This window comes from Pollutimonas subterranea (assembly GCF_002849655.1).
GTDB classification, from domain to species: Bacteria; Pseudomonadota; Gammaproteobacteria; order Burkholderiales; family Burkholderiaceae_B; genus Pollutimonas; species Pollutimonas subterranea.
Genome location: NZ_PDNW01000012.1, coordinates 124,109 through 150,362 on the forward strand (window position 1 = coordinate 124,109; position 26,254 = coordinate 150,362).

At 57.5% G+C, this 26,254-nt stretch carries 25 protein-coding genes; 5 read left to right on the plus strand and 20 right to left on the minus strand.

Annotation, left to right across the window (positions count from 1 at the left end; genetic code table 11):
- Positions 1 to 68: 68 nt before the first annotated feature.
- From CR159_RS14505 to CR159_RS14515, 3 genes are read right to left on the minus strand one after another with little or no spacing between them, the layout of a single operon-like run.
- Positions 69 to 1,040: a Bug family tripartite tricarboxylate transporter substrate binding protein gene (locus tag CR159_RS14505; protein WP_102074675.1), complete on the minus strand. Its 972-nt coding sequence runs from the start codon at positions 1,038 to 1,040 to the stop codon at positions 69 to 71.
- 27 nt (positions 1,041 to 1,067) lie between these two features.
- Positions 1,068 to 1,862, minus strand: a complete 795-nt coding sequence (locus CR159_RS14510) for an enoyl-CoA hydratase/isomerase family protein (RefSeq protein ID WP_102074676.1) — start codon at positions 1,860 to 1,862, stop codon at positions 1,068 to 1,070.
- Positions 1,863 to 1,915: 53 nt separating this feature from the next.
- On the minus strand, positions 1,916 to 3,118 hold the full coding sequence (locus CR159_RS14515) for a CaiB/BaiF CoA transferase family protein (protein WP_102074677.1): 1,203 nt from the start codon (positions 3,116 to 3,118) through the stop codon (positions 1,916 to 1,918).
- A 124-nt stretch (positions 3,119 to 3,242) separates the two neighbouring features.
- On the opposite strand from CR159_RS14515, the gene CR159_RS14520 reads away from it, so the two are divergent.
- Positions 3,243 to 4,166 (plus strand): LysR substrate-binding domain-containing protein, encoded by a 924-nt coding sequence (locus tag CR159_RS14520; RefSeq protein WP_102074678.1) that lies wholly within the window; start codon positions 3,243 to 3,245, stop codon positions 4,164 to 4,166.
- Positions 4,167 to 4,313: 147 nt separating this feature from the next.
- Here CR159_RS14520 and CR159_RS14525 read toward each other — a convergent pair whose 3' ends face one another.
- From CR159_RS14525 to CR159_RS14535, 3 genes are all read right to left on the minus strand, one after another.
- Positions 4,314 to 5,243: an electron transfer flavoprotein subunit alpha/FixB family protein gene (locus tag CR159_RS14525; protein ID WP_102074679.1), complete on the minus strand. Its 930-nt coding sequence runs from the start codon at positions 5,241 to 5,243 to the stop codon at positions 4,314 to 4,316.
- Positions 5,244 to 5,993, minus strand: coding sequence for an electron transfer flavoprotein subunit beta/FixA family protein (locus CR159_RS14530; protein ID WP_102074680.1), 750 nt, complete (start codon positions 5,991 to 5,993; stop codon positions 5,244 to 5,246).
- A gap of 123 nt (positions 5,994 to 6,116) precedes the next feature.
- Positions 6,117 to 7,040 (minus strand): histone deacetylase family protein, encoded by a 924-nt coding sequence (locus tag CR159_RS14535; RefSeq protein ID WP_102074712.1) that lies wholly within the window; start codon positions 7,038 to 7,040, stop codon positions 6,117 to 6,119.
- Between the two features lie 10 nt (positions 7,041 to 7,050).
- Here CR159_RS14535 and mltB point away from each other — a divergent pair, with 10 nt between their 5' ends.
- On the plus strand, positions 7,051 to 8,298 hold the full coding sequence (gene mltB / locus CR159_RS14540) for a lytic murein transglycosylase B (RefSeq protein WP_102074681.1): 1,248 nt from the start codon (positions 7,051 to 7,053) through the stop codon (positions 8,296 to 8,298).
- 7 nt (positions 8,299 to 8,305) lie between these two features.
- Here mltB and cysM read toward each other — a convergent pair whose 3' ends face one another.
- The 14 genes from cysM to gyrA form a co-directional block, all read right to left on the minus strand.
- Positions 8,306 to 9,211 (minus strand): cysteine synthase CysM, encoded by a 906-nt coding sequence (gene cysM / locus CR159_RS14545; protein WP_102074682.1) that lies wholly within the window; start codon positions 9,209 to 9,211, stop codon positions 8,306 to 8,308.
- Between the two features lie 54 nt (positions 9,212 to 9,265).
- A complete protein-coding gene (locus CR159_RS14550; protein ID WP_233208329.1) occupies positions 9,266 to 9,781 on the minus strand; it encodes a ComEA family DNA-binding protein in 516 nt (171 codons plus the stop codon).
- Positions 9,782 to 9,893: 112 nt separating this feature from the next.
- Positions 9,894 to 10,880: an ADP-glyceromanno-heptose 6-epimerase gene (gene rfaD / locus CR159_RS14555; protein ID WP_102074683.1), complete on the minus strand. Its 987-nt coding sequence runs from the start codon at positions 10,878 to 10,880 to the stop codon at positions 9,894 to 9,896.
- Positions 10,874 to 11,806: a D-glycero-beta-D-manno-heptose-7-phosphate kinase gene (rfaE1, locus tag CR159_RS14560; protein ID WP_102074684.1), complete on the minus strand. Its 933-nt coding sequence runs from the start codon at positions 11,804 to 11,806 to the stop codon at positions 10,874 to 10,876. The genes rfaD and rfaE1 overlap by 7 nt, the downstream gene beginning before the upstream one ends.
- The gene (lapB, locus tag CR159_RS14565) at positions 11,803 to 13,092 is read right to left on the minus strand and encodes a lipopolysaccharide assembly protein LapB (RefSeq protein WP_102074685.1); all 1,290 of its coding nucleotides are present in this window, start codon (positions 13,090 to 13,092) and stop codon (positions 11,803 to 11,805) included. The genes rfaE1 and lapB overlap by 4 nt, the downstream gene beginning before the upstream one ends.
- A 19-nt stretch (positions 13,093 to 13,111) precedes the next feature.
- Complete coding sequence (locus CR159_RS14570; RefSeq protein ID WP_102074686.1) at positions 13,112 to 13,435, minus strand: LapA family protein; 324 nt, start codon at positions 13,433 to 13,435, stop codon at positions 13,112 to 13,114.
- A 146-nt stretch (positions 13,436 to 13,581) separates the two neighbouring features.
- Entirely contained in the window at positions 13,582 to 13,941 is a 360-nt protein-coding gene (locus tag CR159_RS14575) for an integration host factor subunit beta (RefSeq protein WP_102074687.1), read from the minus strand.
- A 5-nt stretch (positions 13,942 to 13,946) separates the two neighbouring features.
- Positions 13,947 to 15,662 carry a 30S ribosomal protein S1 gene (rpsA, locus tag CR159_RS14580; RefSeq protein ID WP_102069030.1) on the minus strand — a complete coding sequence of 572 codons (1,716 nt, stop codon included), beginning with the start codon at positions 15,660 to 15,662 and terminating at the stop codon, positions 13,947 to 13,949.
- A 101-nt stretch (positions 15,663 to 15,763) separates the two neighbouring features.
- Positions 15,764 to 16,450, minus strand: a complete 687-nt coding sequence (gene cmk, locus CR159_RS14585) for a (d)CMP kinase (protein WP_102074688.1) — start codon at positions 16,448 to 16,450, stop codon at positions 15,764 to 15,766.
- A complete protein-coding gene (aroA, locus tag CR159_RS14590; RefSeq protein WP_102074689.1) occupies positions 16,447 to 17,766 on the minus strand; it encodes a 3-phosphoshikimate 1-carboxyvinyltransferase in 1,320 nt (439 codons plus the stop codon). Before aroA ends, cmk begins: the two co-directional genes overlap by 4 nt.
- Entirely contained in the window at positions 17,763 to 18,665 is a 903-nt protein-coding gene (locus CR159_RS14595; protein ID WP_102074690.1) for a prephenate dehydrogenase, read from the minus strand. Before CR159_RS14595 ends, aroA begins: the two co-directional genes overlap by 4 nt.
- Positions 18,666 to 18,737: 72 nt before the next feature.
- The gene (pheA, locus tag CR159_RS14600; RefSeq protein ID WP_102074691.1) at positions 18,738 to 19,823 is read right to left on the minus strand and encodes a prephenate dehydratase; all 1,086 of its coding nucleotides are present in this window, start codon (positions 19,821 to 19,823) and stop codon (positions 18,738 to 18,740) included.
- On the minus strand, positions 19,816 to 20,943 hold the full coding sequence (serC, locus tag CR159_RS14605; RefSeq protein WP_102074692.1) for a 3-phosphoserine/phosphohydroxythreonine transaminase: 1,128 nt from the start codon (positions 20,941 to 20,943) through the stop codon (positions 19,816 to 19,818). The genes pheA and serC overlap by 8 nt, the downstream gene beginning before the upstream one ends.
- Positions 20,943 to 23,684 carry a DNA gyrase subunit A gene (gene gyrA / locus CR159_RS14610; protein WP_102074693.1) on the minus strand — a complete coding sequence of 914 codons (2,742 nt, stop codon included), beginning with the start codon at positions 23,682 to 23,684 and terminating at the stop codon, positions 20,943 to 20,945. The genes serC and gyrA overlap by 1 nt, the downstream gene beginning before the upstream one ends.
- 412 nt (positions 23,685 to 24,096) lie before the next feature.
- On the opposite strand from gyrA, the gene ompA reads away from it, so the two are divergent.
- From ompA to CR159_RS14625, 3 genes are all read left to right on the plus strand, one after another.
- Positions 24,097 to 24,681: an outer membrane protein OmpA gene (gene ompA, locus CR159_RS14615; protein ID WP_102074694.1), complete on the plus strand. Its 585-nt coding sequence runs from the start codon at positions 24,097 to 24,099 to the stop codon at positions 24,679 to 24,681.
- 141 nt (positions 24,682 to 24,822) lie between these two features.
- Positions 24,823 to 25,557, plus strand: a complete 735-nt coding sequence (ubiG, locus tag CR159_RS14620) for a bifunctional 2-polyprenyl-6-hydroxyphenol methylase/3-demethylubiquinol 3-O-methyltransferase UbiG (RefSeq protein WP_102074714.1) — start codon at positions 24,823 to 24,825, stop codon at positions 25,555 to 25,557.
- Between the two features lie 5 nt (positions 25,558 to 25,562).
- Positions 25,563 to 26,228 carry an HAD family hydrolase gene (locus tag CR159_RS14625; protein WP_102074695.1) on the plus strand — a complete coding sequence of 222 codons (666 nt, stop codon included), beginning with the start codon at positions 25,563 to 25,565 and terminating at the stop codon, positions 26,226 to 26,228.
- Positions 26,229 to 26,254: the final 26 nt, after the last annotated feature.

Sequence of the window (26,254 nt, forward strand, 5' to 3'; positions counted from 1 at the left end):
TGTATAGGAATGTTGTCGTTATTCTGTGAAGAGGGCTGGCTATGGGCTAAAAACGGCCCATACAAAATCTAATTGGCCGTCTCACGGCTTGCTTTAGCCAGCCGCAGGCCTTGCTCCCCTTCTTTCCGGGCGAACTTGACGAACTCCTCAACAGAAGCGGATGGAGCAACTTCTTCGTAGTTGGACGCCAGGCTTTGCCGAACGCCTTCGTCGGCCAGCACCTTATTCGTGGCGTTGAACAACACGTCTATGACCTCTTTCGACGTCCCCTTGGGAACAAAAATGCCCCACCAATTGGCAATGTTGTAGCCTGGAACACCCAGATCCGAAATAGGCTGATATTGGGGAATAAGGCCAGATGGCTTGGCGGTCGTTATTCCCAGACCTATGGCTTTACCCGTATCAATGGCGGCTCGTGCGGAAGGCGCTGTTGCAAAAGAAATGTCTGTATCGCCGGCAGCAACGGATTGTGTCGCCGGCGCACCACCCTTAAAGGGTATGTGCATGAATTTAGTATGGCTGACGTCCATGAACTCTACCGCAGCCAGATGAGTGATCACACCATTACCCGACGATGCGACGTTAATCGTGCCGGGCGATTTTTTTGCCCGTTCCAGCAGATCTTTCACGCTGCTTATGCCCGACGCCTTACTTGCAATCAATATCATGGGAGCGATGGTAAGCCGCGCCACTGGCATGAAGTCATCGGGCGTATAGCTTACGTTGTAAAGAATGCTATCGCTGCCCATGACACTAGAATTGCCAAGATAGAGGGTGTAGCCATCGGGCTTGGCTTTCGCCACCTGGGCCGCCCCTATCGTTGACCCTGCGCCAGGCCGGTTCTCGACAACAACTGGATGCTTTAATAGCTTGGACAGGTTATTCGCATAAACCCGGCCCACGTTATCTGCGCCACCACCGGGGGGAAACCCCATCACTAATGTAATGGGCTTGGCAGGATAACTTTCTGCCCCCTGGGCCGTTGCCACGACACCCAAAGCGATACAAGCCAAACTCAGTTTCATCATTTTTTTCATCATTACTGTCTCCTCGTATTCATTCAGTTTTCAAGTGCCATTGAATTGCGGCAAGCGTTTTTCCTTCCAGGCCAATGCGCCTTCCGAAATATCGCTGGAACTTTCGGAACAACGCACTCCCTCTTCGATATCCTGGCTTTCGACCTGCGCTCTTGCGATCAGATTCAAGTGCTTCTTTATGCCTAGCAGAGCAATAGGCGCCATGCCGGCAAGCAATTGGCTAAGCTCGTCAAGACGCGCAGCCAACTGGTCGCCCTGGACAATTTCCGTCAAGAAACCTATACGCAACATTTCTTCAGCGTCTATTTTTTCGGCCGTTAGGAAAAGCCGCTTAGCCTGATTCAGGCCTAGCCTGGATATATATCTGGCCATACCGCCAGGATAAAAATGCAGTCCGAGCTTGGCTGCGGGCATAAACATATTTGCTGCCGGCACGCCGATACGGAAGTCACAAGCCAGGCAAAGGTCTGTGCCCCCGCCATAAGCGCCGCCATTGATCGCCGCAATCGTAACGGGCCGTGCGCTTTCTATCAGGTCTATCGTTTCCCCAAAGAAGAGGGAACTGGGTGCATTTTCCGCAGCGAGCGATGAAATGTCGTATCCGCTGCAAAAATACTTACCGTCTCCGACAAACCGCAACACCAAAACCTCTTTGGTCCGGTTGACCGTCGCGATGTATTCCCGCAGCGTTAGCAAATCATCGGGACTTAAGCGATTTGCGTATTCAGGCTTGCGAAACCGGATCGTCGCAATAGAACCGTAAATAGTAAGTTCTGGCTTAGCTGCATCCTTCAATGTGTCTGGGGCGCTGCTTGCGTCTGACATTTTTGCCTACCAATAGTTTTAGTTATTTATTCCAGCTTAAGCCGGCGGCGTGATCAGCCTGCCTGATGAATTACCTTTTGCTCAAGCAAGCGTTCAATTTCCGTTGATGAGAAGCCATAGTCCGCAAATACATCGCTGGTGTGCTGGCCAAATAAGGGCGGCGCAGTCCGTACGGATGTACCTTCTTCCATGTGGGTCATGCTTATCGGCAGCCCTACCTGTTTAAGTTCGCCCAGAACTGGATGCATCACCGTCTGAACCAGCTTGCAGGCCACTACCTGAGGGTCGCTAAACACGTCGTTCAATTTATTGATGGGGCCGGCCGGGATACCGTTTTCTATCATCACGGGCGTCCACTCCATCCGGGAGCGGCGCTTCAAGCTTCCTTCCAGCAGCTCTTTAAGCACATGGCGATTCTGCATGCGATCGGCATTGGTCAGAAAACGAGGGTCGGAGGTCAGCGCTTCCAGATCAAGTATCGAACAAAGCTTGCCCCACATAGCCTGAGTTGCGGGCGCTAGGTTCAGCGGACCGTCAGCGGTATCGAAGGTACCGTACGGCGCAATAACCGGATGCACGTTGCCGCAAGGCTCCGGTACTTCCTGGACGCTTAGATAACGCTGCCCTTGCACGCTAAGCAAGCCCATCAGGCTAGCCAGAAGAGACGTTTCCACATGCTGGCCACGGCCGCTATTCTTGTGCTCGACCACGGCAGCCAATATGCCGATGACTATCCACATACCCGCGGTAAGGTCGCCGATAGCGGTACCCACCCGTGTAGGCCCCGATTCGTTGGTACCGGTCAGGCTCATAAAGCCGGAATAGCCCTGGGCGATCTGGTCAAAACCCGCCCAGTTCTTTGCTGGCCCCTTGCTGCCGAAGCCCGAGATGGAAGCCATGATGAGTCCGGGCTTTTCTTTAGACAGCTCGTCGTAGCCCAGGCCCATGTTTTCCATCGTGCCCACTTTGAAATTTTCCACCACGATGTCCGACTTAAGCGCCATTTGCTTGATCAGGGCCAGCCCTTCTGGGCTGCGAAAATCAATTCCTATGCCTTTTTTATTCCGATTGGCACTAAGATAATAAACACTTATATCTTCGTCGAAAGGCCCCCACTGGCGTACCATATCGCCTGCCGGCGTAGGCTCTACCTTAACGACTTCAGCCCCCAGATCCGCCAAAATCATTGTGCTGAAGGGCCCAGACAAGGCTCGGGTTAAATCCAGCACCTTCAACCCAGATAATGGAAGGCTCATCTTGAACGTCTCCTTTTTAAGTAACTTTGATTCTAGGTATAGATTCCTTTTAATAAAAATACTTTTTAACAATGGCGCCATAAGATAAACTTATTTCATTAAAAAAATGAACAAGGGATGAGACATGAACTTGCGTCAGCTTCAGTATTTTGTTCGTGTATTTGAAATGCAAAACATGACGAGGGCTGCGGAGAGCCTATACCTCGCACAACCCGCGCTGAGTCAGCAAATTGCCTTGCTGGAAGAGGATCTTGGGGTGCGTTTGCTAGTGCGTGGCTCTAAGGGGGTCCATGCGACTGCCGAGGGCGTTCTTCTTTACCGGCACGCCCAGACCATACTCAGGCAGGTCGATAGCACACGTAGTCTCTTGGCCAAAACAGACGAACAGATGGCCGGCACCGTATCCATCGGTCTGGCATCAAGCACCGCACGCATGATTGCACTACCACTGATGAAATTGGTCAAGCAGGAAGTGCCGGGCATCGTGCTGGAAATCGTCGATATTCCCAGTGCTGACCTGACTCGCCTGGTACTCCAGGGCAGAGTCGATTTCTCGCTTTCGCCCGACCAACAGCCTATCAAAGGCATTTCCTTGACGCCGCTACTGGTTGAAGACTTGTTCCTGCTTACCCATGCCAGCCTGAAGCTGCCAGAGAGAAACATCGCAATCAAGAATATATCGACTTTGCCGTTAATACTGCCAAGCTTGCCAAACAAGCTCAGAGCGCGGGTCGACCATGTTTTCTTGGCAGCGCGATTGACCTACAACCTGTTTGCGGAAGCGAGCACATCGGCCATTCTGATACCCGCTGTACGCGAAGGGCTGGCCGCCACCATATTGCCGTATTCAGCTGCGCAGCCCGAGATCGCCAACGGTACGATTACCTCGCACTCCATGGATGTTGAACTCTCCAGGGAAATCGTACTGTGCTCCAGCGAAAGCCTGCCGCTTACGCCGGCCGTCGGCAAAGTCATCAGTCTGTGCAAAGGGCTAATCAAGCAGTTGGTATTGGAACAGCGTTGGCTGGGTTGCCGAGTACTGTATTGATTCTTTTCCGAAGCGATTGGCGCCTCGGCGACCCCATCGGTTTACCTTTCTACGGTGCTAATCCGATCTACGATGGACGCGCCATTAATAAGGGCCTGCCGTGAAACCGCCAGGCCCTTATTCCCTGCCCTTGGCAAGCCTGTATGACTACAGCGCCTGGACCAGCTCTGGCACTGCCTGGAACAAGTCTGCCACCAGGCCATAGTCGGCTACGCCGAATATCGGCGCCTCGGCGTCTTTGTTGATGGCAACGATGACCTTGGAGTCTTTCATGCCGGCCAAATGCTGGATGGCCCCCGAGATACCCACCGCCACATACAGTTGAGGCGCAACGATCTTGCCGGTTTGACCGACCTGCCAGTCGTTGGGCGCGTAGCCCGCATCGACGGCGGCGCGCGATGCGCCCAATGCGGCACCGAGCTTGTCGGCCAGCGGATCGAGAATCTTGAAATTCTCGGCGCTGCCCAGGCCTCGGCCTCCGGACACCACGATTTTCGCGCCAGCCAGTTCAGGCCGATCGCTGGCGGCAACTTCGCGGCCCACGAAGGACGACAAGCCGGAATCGGCCACGACCGCTACGGACTCTACCGTTGCGCTTCCGCCTTCAGCTGCGACGCCATCGAACGCCGTAGTACGCACGGTAATGATCTTGATGGTATCGGCGGACTGTACGGTGGCAATGGCATTGCCGGCATAGATGGGACGTGTGAACGTGTCTGTTGCCTCGACCGAAATAATGTCGGAAATCTGGGCGACGTCGAGCTTGGCCGCCACACGCGGCGCCACGTTCTTGCCTGCCGCGGTAGCGGGAAACAAGATATGGCTATAGCCTTGGGCAATCGACAGGACCTGGGCGGCTACATTCTCGGCCAGGCCTTCGGCCAGCGCCGGACCGTCCGCAAGCAAGACTTTGCCTACACCAGCCGCTTTGGCGGCTTGATCGGCCACCGCCTGCGCACCGTTGCCGGCGACCAATACATGTACGTCGTCACCCAGCTTCGATGCTGCGGCAATGGCGTTCAGGGTGGCACCCTTCAGGTGCGAATTATCGTGTTCTGCAATTACTAGAATCGTCATTTAAACCACCTTCGCTTCATTCTTCAATTTGTCGACCAGCGTAGCCACATCGGGAACCATGATGCCAGCCGAACGTGCGGGTGGCTCGGAAACCTTGAGTGTCTTCAGGCGCGGGGCAACGTCCACGCCGAGCTCTTCAGGCGTGATGACGTCGAGCGTCTTTTTCTTGGCCTTCATGATATTGGGCAAAGTGACATAGCGCGGCTCGTTCAGGCGCAAGTCGGTGGTGATGATGGCCGGCAATTTGAGCGACAAGGTTTCAAGGCCGCCGTCCACTTCGCGCGTGACGGACACCGAATCACCTGACACCTCGACTTTGCTTGCAAATGTAGCTTGTGGCCAGTCCAGCAACGCGGCGAGCATCTGGCCGGTTTGATTGGAATCGTCGTCGATTGCCTGCTTGCCCAATATGACCAATTGGGGCTGCTCCTTGTCGACAAGAGCCTTGAGCAGCTTGGCGACCGCCAAGGGCTGCAACTCGACGTCGGTTTGGATCAGCGCCGCGCGATCGGCGCCGATGGCCATGGCGGTACGCAAGGTTTCCTGGGATTGGGCGACCCCGCAGGTAACGGCAATCACTTCGGTCGCGACCCCTTTTTCCTTAAGACGCGTAGCCTCTTCAACGGCTATTTCATCGAAAGGGTTCATCGACATTTTGACGTTCGCGATATCCACGCCGCTTTGATCGGATTTAACGCGTACTTTGACGTTGTAATCAACCACACGCTTGACAGGTACCAATACCTTCATCGAGCATTCTCCAAGAATAGAAAAAAAATGGTGCTACCCAGCGCGGTAAGCGGACTGTCGAACCTGCTGCTCGTTGGCCCCGGCCTACCCCGCCAGACAATAATTCACGTAAACTTTCTTATTCTACAACGTTGCGAGTGCCCTGATATGGGCAACGGCGCTGCGTCCCAGGGCCGACAAGTTGTAACCGCCTTCCAGGAAACTGACCACCCGGCCTTGCGCCGAGTTCTTGGCCAGTGTCACCATTTGCTCTGTGATCCACGCATAGTCCGACTCGACAAGGCCCAATTGCCCCATGTCGTCTTCCCGGTGGCCATCAAAGCCGGCAGAGATAAACACGAATTCCGGTTTGAACGCCTCGAGCCTGGGCATCCATACGTCGCTTACCAACTGGCGCAGGTCATCGCTCTGGGTGTAAGCCTCGACCGGTATGTTTACCATGTTTTCCGCCGGATCGTCCTGGCGGATATTCGGAAAGAACGGGTACTGGAAAAAGCTGCACATCAAGACACGGGGATCTCCCGAGAACATTTCCTCGGTACCGTTGCCGTGATGCACGTCGAAGTCGATGATGGCGACACGCTCCAGCCCATACCTTTCCATCGCGTATGCCGCGGCAATGGCGATGTTATTGAAAAAACAGAAGCCCATGGCCAGCCCGGGACGCGCATGATGGCCAGGCGGACGTACCGCGCAAAATGCCGTCTGCGATTTCTTTTCCATGATTGCGTCCACCGCCGCAATGCCGGAGCCGGCAGCCACCATCGCCGCTTCGAGCGTATGTGGATTCATCAGGGTATCGGGATCGATGGCAAAATACCCTTGCGCCGGCACGCTGGCGCGCAGGTGGGCAAGATATTCGGGGGTGTGCACACGCAGTATGTCGATGTCGGATGCAGGCGGAGCATGCTCTTCGGTCAGCAACGGCATCACCCCGCTGGCCAGCAACTGGTCATTAATGGCATCAAGCCTTTGCGGGCATTCGGGATGCCAATTTCCCATTTCATGCAGACGGCACGCGGGATGAGTAATATATAGAGTCTCCATAAGGACGATTATGTTCAAACCTGCTCGTATTTTGCAAGCTACTTCTGTTTTCCTGTTGATGGCCGGTTGCGGTACCACGCAAACCACAGCGCTTACACCCGCGCAGATGCTGCCGGCCACGGCAACGACGCCGGTAACGGTTGCAACCGTTACACCGGGCCAGCCTGCCACCCCTTCGCTTGCCGGTGCATCGATCAAGGCAGGTTCCTCCACAGCAGGCACTGATGGTTTCCTGCAAGCTGGCGGAGAACTCACGCCAGATATCCAGGCCTACGCCCGCGAAGTATCACAAGTGCGGCACGTACCCTTGACGCATGTGGTGGACATCCTTAAAACGGCCCAGTACAACGCCACCGCGTCCCGACTGATGGCGCCCGGCAAAACCCGCATACGTCGCAGTTGGGTCACCTACCGCAATCGCTTTGTCGAACCGGTGCGCATCAATCGCGGCGTGGAATTCTGGTCGGAGCACAAGTCGACACTCGACAGAACGGCACGGGAGTACGGCGTACCGCCATCGATCATTGTGGCCATTATTGGCGTGGAAACCGTTTATGGTCGCAACACAGGTAATTTTCGGGTCCTCGATGCACTGGCGACCCTCGGCTTTCGCTATCCAGACAGCAGCCGGCCCGAACGCAGCCAGCTATTCCGCGACCAGTTGGCAGACCTCATACAACTGGATTACGAGAAGAAGCTCGATGCACGTACGGTCGAGGGTTCGTTTGCGGGAGCAATGGGTTTGCCGCAATTCATGCCGGGAAGCCTGATGCGCTATGCCGCGGACGGTGACAAGGACGGGCGCATCGACCTGCTATATAGCGTTGACGACGCCATCGTCTCGGTAGCTCGTTTTTTGAGAATGCATGGCTGGCAGCCCGGCCTGCCTGTCTTTGCACCGTTGATTCTGCCCGACAACCCTCAAAAACTGGTCGTGGGCGGCCTCTATCCCACGATTGACTGGACGACACTGCAGAACCAAGGCGCCAAAGTCAGGCCATCTGCCGGCAATCAGATAAAGCGCGAAACACTCGTTGCCAGTGCCTCGCCGACAGACGTGCCGGTGCCTGACTGGAAAGGCCATAAGCTGGGCGTTGTAGACCTGCTGGACGAACCGCGCAGCACGGCGGAATACCGTACCGGCACACCGAATTTCTTTGCGATAACGCACTACAACCGCAGCTATTTCTATGCCACTTCGGTCGCCGACCTGGCCCAGGCCCTGGCAGACCGCGTGGGGTATGGCGGCCCGAACTAGACTACCGTCAGTTGAAAACGCCTGTGGACAAATACCGGTCGCCCCGGTCGCACACGATGAACACAATGGTTGAGTTGCGTACCCGGCGCGCGACTCGCATTGCGGCCACGAGGGCTCCGGCGGCAGAGATGCCACCGAATATCCCTTCCTCGGCGGCAAGGCGACGCGCCATCTCTTCCGCCTCTGCCTGGCCTATTGCCTCGAATGTGTCGACGGCATCGGCTTTGTAGATGGAAGGCTGGTAAGCCTCGGGCCACTTGCGTATGCCGGGGATCTGGGCGCCTTCGGCCGGTTGGGCGCCAATGATCTGGACTTCAGGATTTTGCGTACGCAAATATGCCGCCACGCCCATGATCGTACCGGTGGTGCCCATGGCGCTGACAAAATGGCTTATCCGCCCTTCGGTTTGCTGCCACAACTCGGGACCCGTGGTCTCGAAATGAGCGTTTGGGTTATCGGCATTGGCGAACTGATCAAGAACCTTGCCCTTGCCTTCGGCCTGCATCGTATTGGCCAGGTCGCGCGCGTATTCCATTCCCCCCTGATTGGCGGGCGTCAGGATGAATTGGGCGCCGTATGCGGCCATGGCGGCGCGCCGCTCAACCGACAGGTTATCGGGCATGATCAGGATCATTTTATAACCGCGAATTGCTGCCACCATGGCCAGGGCGATACCTGTATTGCCGCTGGTCGCCTCGATAAGCGTGTCGCCCGGCTTGATGTCGCCGCGCTCTTCAGCTTTCCGGATCATGGCGCTGGCGGCGCGGTCCTTGACCGAGCCGGCCGGATTGTTTCCTTCCAGCTTTGCCAGAATGACGTTGCCGCGTTGCTCGCCAGCCTCGCCAGGGATACGTTGCAGGCGAACCAGGGGCGTCGCGCCTATGGTGTCTTCGATAGTGGAATACGATTTCATGCTCGAAATAATACACCGATCATGCTTGCCATTGAATAAAAGCCCACGCCTTGCTCATTTCTTCTGCGACGAGTTCTGCGGCACACCTTGCAGCCCACCCGTTGCATTGCCGCCCAAAGTCAGCCCGGCAGCTTTCAAAGACGCCGCCTTTTTGGGCCCTATGCCCTTGACGCGATCGGACAGATCTTCGAAGGACTCGTACCGGCCACCGCGCTTGCGTTCATCGATGATGACTTGCGCCGTCCGGGGGCCGATGCCACGCACATCCTGCAACTGTTGCTGAGTCGCGTTATTGACGTCGATGGCCAGAGCAAGCCCCGGCGCTGCGGAACCGGCCAGGAGACCGGCACGCGCCAGAAAGACGCTCGTTGCTGCCGGCAATGCGCCTGCCGCGGGCAGCCCCAGGCCGGTGGCGAGACTCATGGCGCCCAGTGTCAATCCGACCAATGATCGGCGCCTGGTTTGGCGGGCGCCCGCAGCGAGCGAGGGTGGCGCAGCCATTGCTCCAGGAGAGTCCGGCTCGCCATGCGCCAGGGGACGCGCCACCGTGGAGTGGGTGAAAGGATTCATTGCAGTCTCCGAGAAAATTATCAGAACTGCAATGATCCTTGCATTATGAACTCACGGACAGCCGGCCAGCTGCATATAGTCCATGCGTAGAGCTACCCGGCACGCTATGGTCCTAGCGGGCCAACAGGGTATTCACATAGGCGGCAACGCCTGTCTGCACATTGCTGAATGGCCTATCGTAGCCCGCGGCGCGCAGTTGACTCAGGTCGGCCTCGGTATGGCTCTGGTAGCGTCCCTTGAGGTCGTCCGGGAACGGGATATACCGCAGCAGGCCTTGCGACACCAGCTCTTCCAGTGTCAACTCGGGCATGCCGGCATGGGCACGCATTGTATTGACCACCGTTCGCGCCACGTCGTTGAATGGCTGTGCCCTGCCCGTACCACAGTTGAACACGCCGGATTTTTCCGGGTGATCAAGAAAGAACAGGTTCACGTCGACGACGTCGTCCACATAGATGAAATCGCGCGACTGGCCGCCATCGACATACCCGTCCCAGCCGCCGAACAGGCGCACATGGCCTTCGGCCTTGAACTGGTTCATGTTATGAAACGCCACGGAAGCCATGCGGCCTTTGTGCTGCTCCTGCGGTCCGTAGACATTGAAATAGCGTAGACCCACGACCGGCGCCGTCAGTGACGGCAAATGGCGGCGCAACACCTGGTCGAACAGGAATTTGGAATAACCGTAGACGTTCAGCGGCGATTCGTACTGGATGTCTTCCGCATATACAGGCCCCGCACCATAGACCGCGGCCGATGATGCATACAGCATCGGAATCTTGCCTGCCTGGCAATATTCGAACAATTCCAGTGTGACCCGATAATTGTTATCGAGCATGTAATGGCCGTTGCGCTCAGTCGTGTCTGAACATGCCCCCTGATGCAGGATGGCCTCGACCTTGCCCAGCTGGCCTTGCGCAATACGCCTGCGGAATTCGTCCTTGTGCATGTAGTCGGCGATCTGCCCTTTGACCAGATTCACGAACTTGTCGCCTTCGGTCAGGTCGTCGACCACGAGAATATCGGTATGGCCGCGGCGGTTCAAACCGCGTACGAGATTGCTTCCGATGAAGCCGGCTCCTCCGGTCACTACTAGCATGCTAATTCCTCCGCGGTAACGATTGATGTACCCAGCTTGCCCACCACGACACCACCCGCTCGATTGGCCCACAGGACGGCATCGAACCAGGCAAGTCCTGCCGCCCGGGTAACGGCCAGCGTGGCCAATACCGTATCACCGGCACCGGATACGTCAAACACTTCATGGGCATGCGCATCGGTATGCTGACGCCCATGGTCGGTAAACAAGGTCATTCCCTGTTCAGACCGGGTCACCAGCAAGGCTTCGAGATTCAGTTCGGCCCGCAGCTTCTGGGCGCGATCCTCGAGCTCCTGCTCAGAATGCCAACGACCAACGGCCTCCTGCATCTCGGCGCGATTCGGGGTAATCATGGTCGCACCGCTATAACGTTGATACAAATGGCCCTTGGGGTCGACCAGAACCGGAATACCGGCTTCGCGTGCCATGCGTATCAGCGAGCCGACCTGCGACAGCGCGCCCTTGGCGTAATCAGACAAAACCAGGATATCGTGCTGGCCTATGATCTCGCGTGCCCGCGCATCGAAATCAGCGACACCTTGCGTGCCGGGAGCTTCCTCGAAATCAACCCGAAGCAATTGTTGCTGCCGTCCCAGGACGCGCATTTTAAGGGTTGTCGGCGCCTGGCGATCGATGACCAGGCAAGGACGAATGCCGGCCTCGTGGACCAGCGCCTGGACCTTGTTGCCTGCTTCGTCGTTACCAACCAGGCCCAGCAGGCTGGCCTGGGCACCCAAGGCTACGATATTGCGCGCCACGTTGGCTGCGCCACCCAGACGGTCTTCGCGCCGGGCAACGCGCACAACCGGCACCGGCGCCTCCGGTGAAATCCGCTCGACCTCGCCGAACCAGTAGCGATCCAGCATGACGTCGCCGGCCACCAGAATTTTTACACGGCTTGCCGCCTGTACGGGAAATGGCGTCATTTCGTTTCCTCCAGGCGACGCGGCTCGTAGGTTTCCCAAGAGTTGCACCCTGGGCATTGCCAATAGAAATTGCGCGCTTCGAAGCCGCATACCCGGCATGAGTAGCGGTCGAGACGCTGAGTATGTTTATGAATAAGGGAACGCAGCAAGCTAAGATCGGCACCCGCTGCAATTTCGTTGGCGGGAACCAATGAAGCGAGCGCTTCCCCCGCTGACGAAGCGCCGGCATCGAGCCCCGGCAATGCCGCGCGCTGGTCCGGTGAGCCGCTGCTGGCAAGCTCTGCCTCAAGCAGGCGATCCAGGCCCAGCAAGGAAGGATGCGCGCGCAAGGCCTCGCGCGCGAATGTCCAGGCCAGCCTATGCCCTTCCTGCGCACGAAGCTCGCGAAATACCACGTTGAATGTATCCAGGGAGGGATAACGCATATAGTGGTTGCGCAGCAACTGCAAACCTTCGGCCTGCTGGCCGACGCGTCGATAGCTTTCCAGTATCTCGGCCGCCACCAGGCTGGCATATTCCGGCGCAATGTTCAAGATCGAGACCAGGTAGCTGCGCTCGCGCTCGGGCTTATTGCTGAGTCTCGCCAGATGCGCTCGCTCCATGGCAATGCGCGCCTCCGAGGCCTGACCACTGACTTTCCCACCCAACGCGACCGCCGCGTTGTCCGCCGCGTCGAGCGCTTCTTCGGCGGCGGGAATATCGGGCGGCTTCATGGCCATGGCAGCGACTGCTCGCTCGCACTGATAGTGGACCAACTGCGGCACAGGCTCATCCACCAGCGCGCGCAGCCGCTTCACCGCTTCGATGGCACGAGGCCAATCGTGTTCGGACTCATAGATCCGGATCAACGCCCTGACGGCAGGCACCGCAAAACGGCTGTCGAGAACCTGTTCAAAAGCCTGCTCGGCCCGATCCAGCATTCCGGCCTTAAGAAAATCCTGCGCCAGTTCATGCTGGGCGTTTTCCCGATCGGCTTGCGCGAGATCGGCCCGCGACAGCAGGCTTTGGTGCACCCGTATGGCACGCTCCATCTCGCCCCGGCGGCGAAACAGGCTACCCAACGCAAAATGCAATTCCGTTGTCTCGGGATCCAGTTTGGCTACCTCGACGAAGGCATCGATAGCGCGGTCAGGCTCTTCATTGAGCAGGAAATTCAGGCCCTTGAAATAAGAGTTCGGCAGGCTGCGGGTCTCGGACAGCATTTGCCGGATGTCGACACGCGCCGCGATCCAGCCGAGCGCAAAGAGCAAGGGCAGAAAAATCAACCACCAGGGTTCGAAATCCACTATTCACAACCTCGGTAGTTTAGAGAGGTGCCAGGGGCGCGACCGTTTCAGGGGCCACGGCTTCACCGGGAACATTGGGATACTTCAACTTGTCTTCCAGGCGTGCCACGTCGCGCCGAAGCTTATTGGCTTCGCGACGGCGGCGCATGATGGAGGGCGCCGCGATCAATAGGCCAAGCACCACGCCCAACACGAATACAGACAGCATCACCACGATCAGCGGCACACCCGTCACAACATGATCAGCAAAGAAATTGACGTCCACAGGCCCCGTATTTTTGAGCGCGAACATTAGAACGACAACAAATACCACCAGCCGCAATATCCAAACGAGATAGCGCATAACGAACACTCCAATAAACCGGGATTTTGACAATTGTAAGGGGAATCGAAGGCAATGCCCGGTGGCGACCCATAAAAAACGGGCTCTCGAAATTGAGAGCCCGTAAATGCCGGTCGAATTGCGTAATGCAAACCGACTAAACCGATCTACCCGTGCATGATGCGCGTATCGAACTGCCCTAACGCCACGGACGATTCGTTTGCTGCCGCCTTGACTTCTTCGTCGTAGGCAGAGTCCACGCGTTCCCGCAACTCTTTGCCGGCCTTGAAGTGCGGCACCTGTTTTCCAGGCACCAACACTTTTTCACCAGACTTCGGATTGCGGCCTACGCGCGGCGACCGTTCGGACAAGGAAAAGCTTCCGAAACCCCGAATCTCGATGCGCTGACCCCCGGCCAAAGCCTGGGTCATCGCTTCGAGCACTGTCTTGACAGCGTAATCCGTGTCGCGTACAGCCAATTGCGGGTAACGATTAGCAAGGATCGCTATCAGTTCAGACTTGGTCACATCAATTAACCGTCGTCGCGTGCTTGGTCAAGCTTGGCTTTGAGCAAGGCTCCCAAGTTGGTCGTACCCGACGAAGCGCTGGCATCCGACATGCGCTGGATGGTCTCAGCGGTATCGGCTGTATCGCGAGCCTTGATCGACAATTGAATCGAACGTGTCTTGCGGTCGATATTGACGATCATGGTTTCGATGTTTTCACCAGCCTTGAGCGCCGTTGTTGCATCTTCGACGCGGCCCGTGGAGATCTCGGAGGCACGCAGGTAGCCTTCAACATCCAGCGACAGCGTTACAACTGCACCCTTGGCTTCAACCGACTTGACCACGCCAGGAACAACGGCGCCCTTGTCGTAAGTGGCCACGAAGTTGTTGAACGGATCGCCTTCAAGCTGCTTGATGCCCAGCGAGATGCGCTCTTTGTCGGTGTCGATACCCAGAACCACGGCGTCGATTTCGTCGCCCTTCTTGAAGTTGCGAACCGCTTCTTCACCAGTTTCAGTCCAGGACAAGTCGGACAGGTGAACCAGGCCGTCGATGCCACCCGGCAAGCCGACAAACACGCCGAAGTCGGTAATGGACTTGATGGCGCCACGAACTTTGTCGCCGCGCTTGAAGTTGATGGAGAACTCTTCCCAAGGATTGGCACGGCACTGCTTCATGCCCAGGGAGATACGGCGACGGTCTTCGTCGATTTCCAGGACCATGACTTCGACTTCTTCGCCCAAGGTGACAACCTTGCGTGGATCGACGTTCTTGTTGGTCCAGTCCATTTCGGAAACGTGCACGAGGCCTTCGATACCGGCTTCGACTTCAACGAATGCACCGTAATCGGTGAGGTTCGTGACCTTGCCGAACAAACGCGTACCTTGCGGGTAGCGACGAGCAAGACCGACCCATGGGTCTTCGCCCAGCTGCTTGACGCCCAGCGAGACACGGCTCTTTTCTTGATCGAACTTGAGTACCTTGGCTTCGACTTCCTGGCCTACCTGCAGAACTTCCGAAGGGTGGCGAACACGGCGCCATGCCATGTCGGTGATGTGCAGCAAGCCATCGATACCGCCGAGGTCGACGAAAGCGCCGTAGTCGGTGATGTTCTTGACTACGCCCTTGACCACAGCGCCTTCGCTGAGGGTTTCGAGCAGTTTCTGACGCTCTTCGCCCATGCTGGCTTCAAGCACCGAGCGACGCGACAACACAACGTTGTTGCGCTTGCGGTCGAGCTTGATGACCTTGAATTCCATGGTCTTGCCCTCGTAGGGCGTGGTGTCCTTAACGGGACGCAGGTCAACCAGCGAACCAGGAAGGAACGCGCGGATGCCGTTGGTCATGACCGTCAGGCCGCCTTTTACCTTGCCAGTGATGGTGCCGGTAACCATTTCACCCGATTCGAGGGCTTGTTCAAGTTGCAGCCAGGCCGAAAGGCGCTTGGCGCGGTCACGCGACAGGATGGTGTCGCCATAACCGTTTTCGAGCGAATCAATGGCAACGGATACAAAATCGCCAGGTTGGACTTCGAGCTCGCCTTGGTCGTTCAGGAATTCTTCAAGAGGGATCAATGCCTCGGACTTGAGGCCGGCATTGACCACCACAAAATTGTGATCGATGCGTACGACCTCTGCGGAAATGACCTCACCGGACTTCATGTCCTGGTTCTTGATACTTTCGGCAAAAAGGTCTGCAAAGCTTTCACCGCCGGCGGCGGCAGAGGTGGGAATGGTGGACATTAAATGAAATCCATAAGCCAGGATGGCTGTTAAAAACACACCAGGGCAAAAGACCCCAGTGGAGTAAAAAATAATTCCAGGCCGCAGATATGGCAATGCTGCTATTGTGCTGCCGGGAACCCCAAACTCGACCAGTGATCGAGCACTACATTGACCGTTTCATCGATACTTAATGCTGACGAATCGATCGTTTTGGCATCAGGCGCCGCGACTAGCGGCGCATTGGCCCGTGTGCGGTCGCGCTCGTCGCGCTCCCGCATGTCTTCCAACAAGCGCATAAGGTTAGCAGAAAACCCCTTTTCCTTCAACTGCTTACAACGCCTTTCCGCGCGGGCACGGACGTCGGCTTCCAAAAATATTTTCAGAGGCGCATCGGGAAAGACGACGGTGCCCATATCGCGCCCATCGGCCACCAGCCCAGGTGCAAGGCGGAATGCCCGCTGGCGATCGAGCAAGGCCTGCCGCAATGGCGGGTAGGCCGCAATCTTCGAGGCCAGGTTCCCGACGCTTTCCTGCCGGATCAGGCTGGCTACGTCGATTCCGGACAATATTACCTGGTCGCCCTGGAAGGCAACATCCAGGCCCTGCGCAACCTGCGCCACGGCAATCTCGTCGTCGGGATCAACCCCTTGTTGCTGGACCGCAAGCGCGGTCAGCCGGTATAGCGCGCCGCTGTCCAGGACAGCCCAGCCCAGGGCCTCGGCCACACGATGGGCAATCGTGCCCTTGCCGGAAGCCGTAGGGCCATCGATGGTGATGACCGGGATGCGGGTCGACGATGTACTCATGCCTGTACCAAATCGTGGAAGACGGAGAAAAATTCCGGGAATGTCTTGCTGACGCAGCCGGGATCGAGGATGGTGACCGGGACCGGACCGAAAGCCGCCATTGCGAAACACATGGCCATGCGATGATCGTCATAGGTTTCGATACTGGCAGACCTCCAGCGCGTCGGCTCCATGGGGTGGACCCGTATCCAGTCGGCACCCGACTCCACCGAGGCGCCCAGCTTCTCCAGCTCGGTATGCATGGCGTGAATCCGGTCGGTCTCCTTGACGCGCCAGCTGCCAATATTGCGCAGCGTGCAAGGGCCGTCGGCATACAAGGCCAGCATCGCTGCAGTCATGGCCGCATCAGGTATAAGATTGAAATCACGGTCGAAAGCCTTGAGCTTGTCGCCGCGCGCCACGTGGACGCCTCGAACTTCGATCGACTGTGGGTGGCGAACAACTGTGGCGCCCATGGCTTCGATAACATCGGCAAATGCCATATCGCCCTGTATGCTTTGCGAACCCGCGCCGTTGATATGGATGGGCCCACCGCCTATGGCGCCAAGCGCCATGAAATACGAGGCCGTGGAGGCATCTCCTTCGATCTCCACCCGGCCGGGTGCCCGATATCGCGAGCCCGCCGGAATGGTGAACCGGGCCCAGTCCTGCCGTTGAACTTGCACGCCGAATTGCGCCATCAGGTTCAGCGTGATCAGGATGTAAGGCTTGGAAATCAGCTCGCCTTCCACGTCGATGTGCATGTCGTCGGATGCCTGGGCGGCATATAAAGGGGCGGCAAGCAGCAGTGCCGTCAGGAACTGACTGGATACCGAGCCTTTGACCGCCACCGGTTTGCCACCATCAATCGTGCCTTGTCCGATTCGCAACGGCGGATAGCCGACGTTTCCCTCGTATTGGACATCGGCGCCAAGGCTGAGCAAGGCATCGACGAGATCGCCGATGGGCCTTTCATGCATGCGTGCTACCCCCGACAAGCGGTATTGGCCGCCCATCAGCGCCAGGGCCGCGGTCAGTGGCCGGAATGCGGTGCCGGCATTGCCCAGGAACAGATCAGCCTGCCCAACAGGAAAAGGACTGCCGCCTTGAACCTCTATCTGGGCCAAGCCCGTTTCCTTGACCTCGACGCCCAACTGGCGCAAAGCGGCCAACATAACGCGCGTATCGTCGGAGTCGAGCAGGCCGTTCAATTGACTGGTCCCCTCAGCCAGCGCCGCCAGCAAGAGAACGCGGTTCGAAATACTTTTCGATCCCGGCAAATTCAGCCGACCCGTTGCCAGTGTGACCGGTGTCAGATGCAAACTCGGACTTGTCATGTCAAACCACTCCTGCTGCCCCAGAATCGTCGGGCCAGCGCCGCGCGTTCCAGAAAATTTTCAAGTTCCTCGCCATCGGCATCCTGCAGCGCCTGTTCCGCCCGGTTCAATGCCGCCTTGACCTCTTGCAGTTCAGCCAGTACGGCGGAACGGTTTGCAAGGAATATATCGCGCCAGACTTCAGGCGAGCCCGCGGCGATCCGTGTGAAATCCCGGAAACCGCTACCCGCCAGCGCCATGCGTATATCGGAGTCGTGCGCCGTGGCAACCTGCCACATGAACACAGAAGAAAGCAGATGCGGCACGTGGCTTACCGATGCCAGTACCGTGTCGTGCACCTGCGGGTCCATGACCATGACTCGGGCACCGCAAGACTCCCATATCCGTGTGAGCCGGGTTTTTGCCTCGCTCGTATTTTCATCCAACGGAGTCAGTACTACCGTGCGGCCCCGATAAAGGGAAGCATCGGCGGCTTCCGGACCCGTGCTTTCGGCGCCCGCTATCGGATGGCCAGGTATGAATTGCCCGATATGCCCGCCCAAGGCGGCCCGGGCCGCCTCGACCACGTCAGCTTTGGTGCTGCCGGCATCGGTCACAATGGTGCCAGGGCGCAGAGTAGGCTTCAGGCGTGACAGGATAGTCTCGGTAGCGCCGACGGGCGTGGAGAGAAAAATAATGTCTGCCTGCTGCGCGGCCTGCTCCAGCGTGACGGCCTCATCGATCAGTCCCAGCTCACGGGCTCGCGCCAGCGATGAAGGTTGACGGCCAACGCCAAGCACACGGCCTACAGCGCCACCATCGCGCAGTGCCGCCGCGAACGAGCCGCCGATAAGGCCGACGCCCACAATAGCGAGCACAGGAACCAACGGCGCGGCATGGACGACGGAAGCAGCACTCATGAGCGCTGAAAGACCTTGCCGACCGACAGTTCGCCTGCGCGATGGAGGATGTCAATAATCATGCGAAGGCCTTTACTGGCTGGGATATGAACCCAGAACTTTGAAAAAGGCGACCTGCTTCTTCAGGTCGGACAAAGCCTGGGCCACTGCCGGCTCATTGCGATGGCCTTGCAAGTCAACGTAAAAGTAGTATTCCCATTGGCCAGTGCGCGCCGGCCTGGACTCAAGGCGCGTCATGGAGACTTTGTTGGCCGCCAGCGGCGCAAGCATGTCGTACACCGCGCCCGCACGATTCGGGACCGCCAGGATAATGCTGGTTTTGTCCTTATCGCTGGGCAGCGTCTCGATAGCGCCGACGGCGAGGAAACGGGTCCGGTTCTGCGGATCGTCCTGTATGCCCGAAGCCACTATCTGCAGGTCCCACGCCTGCGCGGCGCCGGCGCCGGCAATGGCCGCCACCGTCGCGTCCTGCGACGCGATGCGAGCCGCTTCGCCATTACTGGAGGCGGCGTCGCGCGCGAGCTTGGGATAGTGTTGCGTCAACCATGCCTGGCACTGCGCCAACGCCTGGGGATGCGCCATGACGCGCGTGACGCCTTCGAGCGAACCCGATCGCGACATCAGATTGTGATGGATTTTTATGGAACGCTCGCCCAGCACTTTCAAGGGCGAATTCAACAAAAGATCGAGCGTGCGGTTGACGGCGCCTTCGGTGGAGTTCTCGACCGGCACCATGCCTACGTCTGCCTGGCCCGCCTCGACAGCACGAAAGACCTCATCGAAGGAATCGCATCGCAAGCGGGTCACCGCGTGGCCGAAGTGCTCAAGCGCTGCCTGCTCGGAAAACGAACCTTGCGGCCCCAGATACGCGACCGTAAGTACGCTTTCGAGCCCGCGACAGGTGGAAATAACCTGGGTCCAGACCGCATCGATGGCCTGCTCGGTGAACGGCCCCTTGTTCAGTGCCTGCAGACGGCGGATAACCATCGCCTCGCGCTCAGGCTTGAGTACCGGTCCTTCAAGATCAAAATCTTCCTTGATCTTGCCGACTTCCTGCGCCGCCCTGGCACGCTGGTTCAGCAGATCCAGGATTTGCTCATCCAGCGAATCGATCTGCTGGCGCAAAGGCAACAAACGGGCTTGTAAGGAATTATCCATGTCGTTGGGCAAAATTCTGCATGAATGAAATGAGGGCTTGAACGCCTTCCATGGGAACCGCGTTATAAATGGAAGCACGCATGCCCCCGACACTCTTGTGCCCCTTGAGCTGCATCAGCCCCGCGGCATCCGCCTGGGCCAGGAATTCGCTGTTCAAAGACTCGTCGCGCAGGAAAAACGGGACGTTCATGCGTGAACGAGATGCGGCGTGCACGGTGCTCAGATAAAAGTCCGCGGTATCCAGATACGAGTACAGCGCCTGTGCCTTGGCGACGTTGACTGACTCCATGGCCGCCACACCGCCTTGCTTCTTCAGCCACTTGAATACGAGCCCGGCCACGTATATGGCATAGGTCGGCGGCGTATTGAACATGGAATCCGCGGCCGCGACATTACTGTAGTCAAAGGCGGAAGGACAAACAGGCAAGGCATGCCCCAGGAGGTCTTTGCGAACGATGACCATGGTCACGCCTGCCGGTCCCGCATTCTTCTGGGCGCCCGCATACACAATGGCCGCCCTGGAAAAGTCGATGGAGCGGGACAGAAAGTGCGAAGAGGCATCGACCACCAATGGGACATCGGGCGCGCCCACCGAGGCCATGTCAGGCCAGTCGGAAAACTCGACACCGCCTATGGTTTCGTTGCTGCACAAATGCAGGTAGGACGCGTCGGGTCGGACTTTCCATGTATCGATGCCCGGAAACCAGGTCCATGGCGCTTGCGTCGCGCCATCCAGCGCTGTTTCGCTACCGCTGGAAGCCGCTACGGCAATATCGCCATAGCGCTGCGCTTCCTTGTGGGACTTGTTGGACCAAATGCCTGAAAGCAGATAGTCGGCCTTGCCCGTTTTGCCCCGGCCTATCAGGTTCAAAGGCACAATCGCATTCTCGGCGGTTGCCCCACCCTGCATGAACAAGACTTCGTAGTCTTCGGGTATGGCCAGCAGCTCGCGCAGGTCGGCCTCGGCTTCGTCGCGTATCTGGGTAAACTGCTTGCCCCGATGGCTCATTTCCATGACCGACATGCCGCTGCCATGCCAATCGGTCATTTCCGCAGCCGCTTGCTGCAGCACTTCCAGCGGCAAGGCCGACGGGCCTGCCGAAAAATTCCACGGGCGCATCAATTGTCGTCCTTGGTCTCGTTGTCATCATTCGAATCGGAATCGCCTGATTCATCGGCATCAGCGCCGACATCGTCAGCCGCCGCATCGCCGGTGGCAGCCGGCTCGCCGCCTGGCGTACCGTTGACCACATCAGCATCATCGAGATCCGCCGATTCGTCGTCCGTATCGGCGTCGCTTTCAACAACACGTCGCACACCTTGCAATACGGTGTTGTCGTCGACGCTGATAAGGGTCACGCCTTGCGTGGCACGGCCCATTTCACGAATTTCGGAGACACGGGTACGGACCAGCACGCCACCAGTAGTAATCAGCATGATTTCGTCGGATGGTTCAACCAGCACGGCCCCGACCACCTTGCCATTGCGGGCGGAAGTCTGGATGGCGATCATGCCCTTGGTGCCGCGGCCATGACGGGTGTATTCCGTAATGGACGTCCGTTTGCCGAAGCCGTTCTCGGTAGCCGTGAGCACGCTTTGCGTTTCATCACCCGCCACCAGCATGGCAATGACCGACTGGCTTTCTTCCAGCATCATGCCCCGCACGCCGCGTGCGGTGCGTCCCATTGGCCGCACATCGTTTTCGTCGAAACGCACGGCCTTGCCCGAATCCGAAAAGAGCATGACGTCGTGCTTGCCATCGGTAAGGTCTGCGCCGATCAGATAGTCGCCATCGTCCAGGGCGACAGCAATAATGCCTGCCTTGCGAGGATTGGAGAAATCGGACAGAGGTGTCTTCTTGACCGTACCGCGCGACGTTGCCATGAACACGTAGTGATCATCGCTGAATTCCTTGACAGCCAGGACCACCGTGATTTTCTCGCCGTCGACCAAGGGGAACATATTGACGATGGGACGGCCGCGGGAACCCCGCGAGCCTTGCGGAACTTCCCAGACTTTGAGCCAATAGAGACGTCCGCGGTCGGAGAAGCAAAGCAGATAGTCATGCGTATTGGCAATGAACAGCTGGTCTATCCAGTCGTTCTCTTTCATGGTGGTTGCCTGCTTGCCCCGGCCGCCGCGTTTTTGCGAACGGTATTCGGACAAGGGCTGACTCTTGATGTATCCCGACTGCGACAAGGTGACCACCATGTCCATCGGGGTGATCAGGTCTTCGGTGTCGAGCTCGGTCGCGTTGTGCTCGATCTCGGAGCGACGGGAATCCTTGGTGTTGGTCGAGAACTCGAGCCTGATGGCAATCAGTTCATCACTGATGATGGTGGTAACGCGCTCGGGACGGGCCAGGATATCGAGCAGATCGGCGATCGTCGCCATGATGTCTTTGTACTCGGCTACGATCTTGTCCTGCTCAAGGCCGGTCAAGCGCTGCAGCCGCATGTTCAGGATTTCCTGGGCCTGCACATCGCTGAGACGATAGAAACCGTCGGCCTGCAGACCGAACCCGTCGGGCAGCGTTTCAGGCCGATACGCTGCCTGGCCGCCCGGGGTGTCGCCTTGGTCCGCGCGCGACAACATTTCTCGCACCAACGAGGAATCCCAAGTACGCGCCATAAGGTCCTGGCGTGCCACCGGTGGCGTAGGCGCAGCCTTGATGATGGCGATGAAGTCATCGATATTGGCCAATGCCACGGCCAGGCCTTCCAGCACGTGGCCGCGCTCTCGTGCCTTGCGCAACTGGAAAATAGTGCGCCGTGTGACAACCTCGCGGCGGTGGAACAGGAAGTACTCCACCATTTGCTTCAAGTTAAGCAGGCGCGGCTGGCCATCGACCAGCGACACCATATTCATGCCAAAGGTGTCCTGAAGCTGCGTGTGCTTGTACAGATTATTCAGTATGACTTCCGGCACCTCGCCACGCTTGAGTTCAATGACCAGGCGCATGCCGTCTTTGTCGGACTCGTCGCGAATATCGGAAATGCCTTCGATTTTCTTTTCATTGACCAGCTCGGCAATGCGCTCCTGCAAGGTCTTCTTGTTGACCTGGTAAGGAAGGGCATCGATGACAATGGATTGGCGGTTGCCCTTTTCCATGTCTTCGAAATGTGTCTTGGCGCGCATGATGACGCGGCCGCGGCCGGTCCGATAGCCTTCGCGCACCCCGGACATGCCGTAGATGATGCCGCCCGTGGGGAAATCGGGCGCGGGTATCAGTTCAATGAGCTCGTCTATTGTGCAGGCCGGATTGCGAAGGCAATACAGACACCCTTCTATTACCTCGGACAAATTGTGCGGAGGAATATTGGTCGCCATGCCCACGGCAATGCCCGAACTGCCATTGACCAATAGATTAGGCAAACGCGACGGCAACAACAGTGGCTCTTGTTCGCTGCCATCGTAGTTAGGGCCGAAATCGACGGTTTCCTGGTCGATATCGGCAAGAAGTTCGTGTGCGATCTTGGCCAGGCGGATTTCGGTGTAGCGCATCGCCGCCGCGTTATCGCCGTCGATGGAACCGAAGTTACCCTGGCCGTCGACAAGCATGTAGCGCAGCGAGAAGTCCTGGGCCATGCGCACAATAGTGTCGTAGACGGCGGAGTCGCCATGAGGGTGATACTTACCGATTACGTCACCGACGATACGCGCCGACTTCTTATAGGCCCGGTTCCAGTCATTGTTAAGTTCGTGCATGGCGAACAACACGCGCCGGTGCACCGGCTTCAAACCATCCCGGACGTCCGGAAGGGCTCGCCCCACAATCACGCTCATCGCGTAATCAAGATAACTGCGGCGCATTTCCTCTTCCAACGATATTGGAAGGGTCTCCTTGGCAAAGGAATCCATAGATTGTCTAAAACTTAAAAATCGTGAAACTGGACCGATGACGGGCGAATGGGAAATTCTAACACTTGCGCCTATGGCTACGCCTTAGTGACAATGCAATGTCCGCCAGACTCTCATTTGTCAAAAATTGATGCTTGCAGCATATAGCGGTCGCAATGTGCCCGCGCCCCAGGCAATGTTGGCAAAAACCAACATTAAAAGGGGAGATAGCGTAGAAATCCCGATATCTGAGCCTTATGCGTAGCGCAGGCTTAACTAACCGCCCAGAAATGCCGTAAGATTCGCCCTAACACGCATGAAACCCAGCGCAATACTATTAACCCATAGCGTTGCTATACTGGCTCCGTTTTCTTGATATGCGGCGGGGGTTCGCTGCGGTCACTTACCAGCATTAAGCTCAACGAGGAGAAACATGAACAAACCCTCCAAAATCGCACTAGCACTCGCCATTGCAGCCACTTCGGCTTCTGGTGCAGTATCTGCGCAAACTGTCGATAACTGGCAAAATCCGTTTGGCGACGTTTGGAAAAACGGCACTAACGAATTGTGCTGGCGTGACAATTTCTGGACCCCAGCTACCGGTATCCCCGGTTGCGACGGCGTACCAGTTGCGCAAGCTCAGGCTCCAGTGGTTGCTCCTACCTCAACCAAAGTTGTGTTGAATGCTGACACCTTCTTCGATTTCGACAAAGCCACACTGAAACCGGAAGGTCGCCAGATTCTTGATCAAGTCGCTGCACAAGCCGACACGATCAATCTGGAAACACTGATCGCAACTGGCCACACCGACTCCATCGGTACCGAGAAGTACAACCAAGGCTTGTCCGAGCGCCGTGCCAACACGGTCAAGAACTACCTGGTTACCAAAGGCATTCCTGCCGACCGTATCTATGCTGAAGGCAAAGGCGAATCCAGCCCTGTTGCCGACAACAAGACTCGTGAAGGCCGCGCACAGAACCGTCGCGTAGAGATCGAAATCGTTGGCGTCCGTAAGTAATACCTCTGTGTAATACTTGCTGGCGTTAAACGCTACAATAAGGGCTCCGCATTACTGCGGAGCCCTTATTCATTGCGGCCGCCTGTCCGCATGCCAGCGCCGCCGCTGTCCAACCTTTTTAATGCACGCTTCGGATTGCTCATGAACGCCACTGCAAGCTCTTCAACAACACACGCTCCCAACGTAGACCAGGCCGAACTCGATAAGTTCAGTGCACTGGCATCGCGCTGGTGGGATCCCGAAAGCGAATTCAAACCCCTGCATGCCATAAACCCGCTACGTCTGGACTGGATTCAGCAGCATACCGGCGCACTGAATGACAGAAAGGTGCTGGATGTTGGTTGTGGAGGTGGCATCCTGGCCGAAAGCATGGCCAAGGCGGGAGCCCAGGTTACAGGCATTGATCTGGCGGAGAAATCACTGACGGTGGCACGACTGCACGGGCTGGAATCAGGCATACCGGTTACCTACCAGGCCATCAGCGCTGAACAAATGGCCGCCGAGCACGCCGGTGAATTCGATATCGTCACCTGCATGGAAATGCTTGAACACGTGCCCGACCCGGCATCCATCGTTCATGCTTGCGCCACCTTGGTGAAACCAGGCGGATGGGTTTTCTTTTCCACGCTCAATCGCAATCCGAAGTCTTTCCTGTTTGCAATCGTGGGTGCCGAATACCTGTTAAGACTACTCCCGCGCGGTACGCATAGCTACGAAAACTTCATCAAACCCAGCGAGCTTGCCGCTGCGGTTCGACAGGCCGGCCTGTCTACTACCGACCTGGCCGGCCTCGAGTACAACCCCATCACCGACCTCTACAAGATATCCCGAGATACCTCCGTCAATTACCTCATGGCCAGCCGCCGCGAAAACTGATCCTTATGCAAAAACTTGTCTTGTTCGATTTCGACGGAACACTGGCCGATACCGCTCTGGATCTGGCTGCAGCCGCCAATAAACAGCGTAAGCGTAAAGGGCTCCCTCCCCTGCCCTACGAGACATTCCGGCCTTATGCTTCGCACGGCGCGCGTGGCTTGCTCAAGCTGGCGCTCGATATCGGCCCTGGCGACCCGGACTACGAGACCTGTCGCCAGCAATTCCTGGAAGACTACGAGCAAGACATGACCACCCTCACTACCCTCTTCGCCGGGGTGAAAGAGCTTCTTGCCACATTGAAAGATAAAGGCTACGCCTGGGGGATCGTCACCAACAAGATGGAATATCTGGCGATACCACTAGTGGTGCACCTGGGCCTGTTTACCGAATGCGCGGTTACCGTGGGCGGCGACACCACCACTCACGCCAAACCACACCCGGCGCCGCTGCTTCACGCCGCCAAGGAAGCCGGCTTCGCACCGGCCGACTGCATTTACGTGGGCGATGACGAGCGCGATATCATCGCCGGAAAGGCGGCAGGCATGGCGACCATTGTGGCGGCCTACGGATATTGCGGCAAGGAAACCGCCCTCAAAACATGGCAGGCCGACGCCATAGCCGAATCGCCGCATGACATTTGGCCGGCCATTCAGCAGTGGGCTGTCCAATAGGCAAGGCATAGCATCAACGGCTGCCG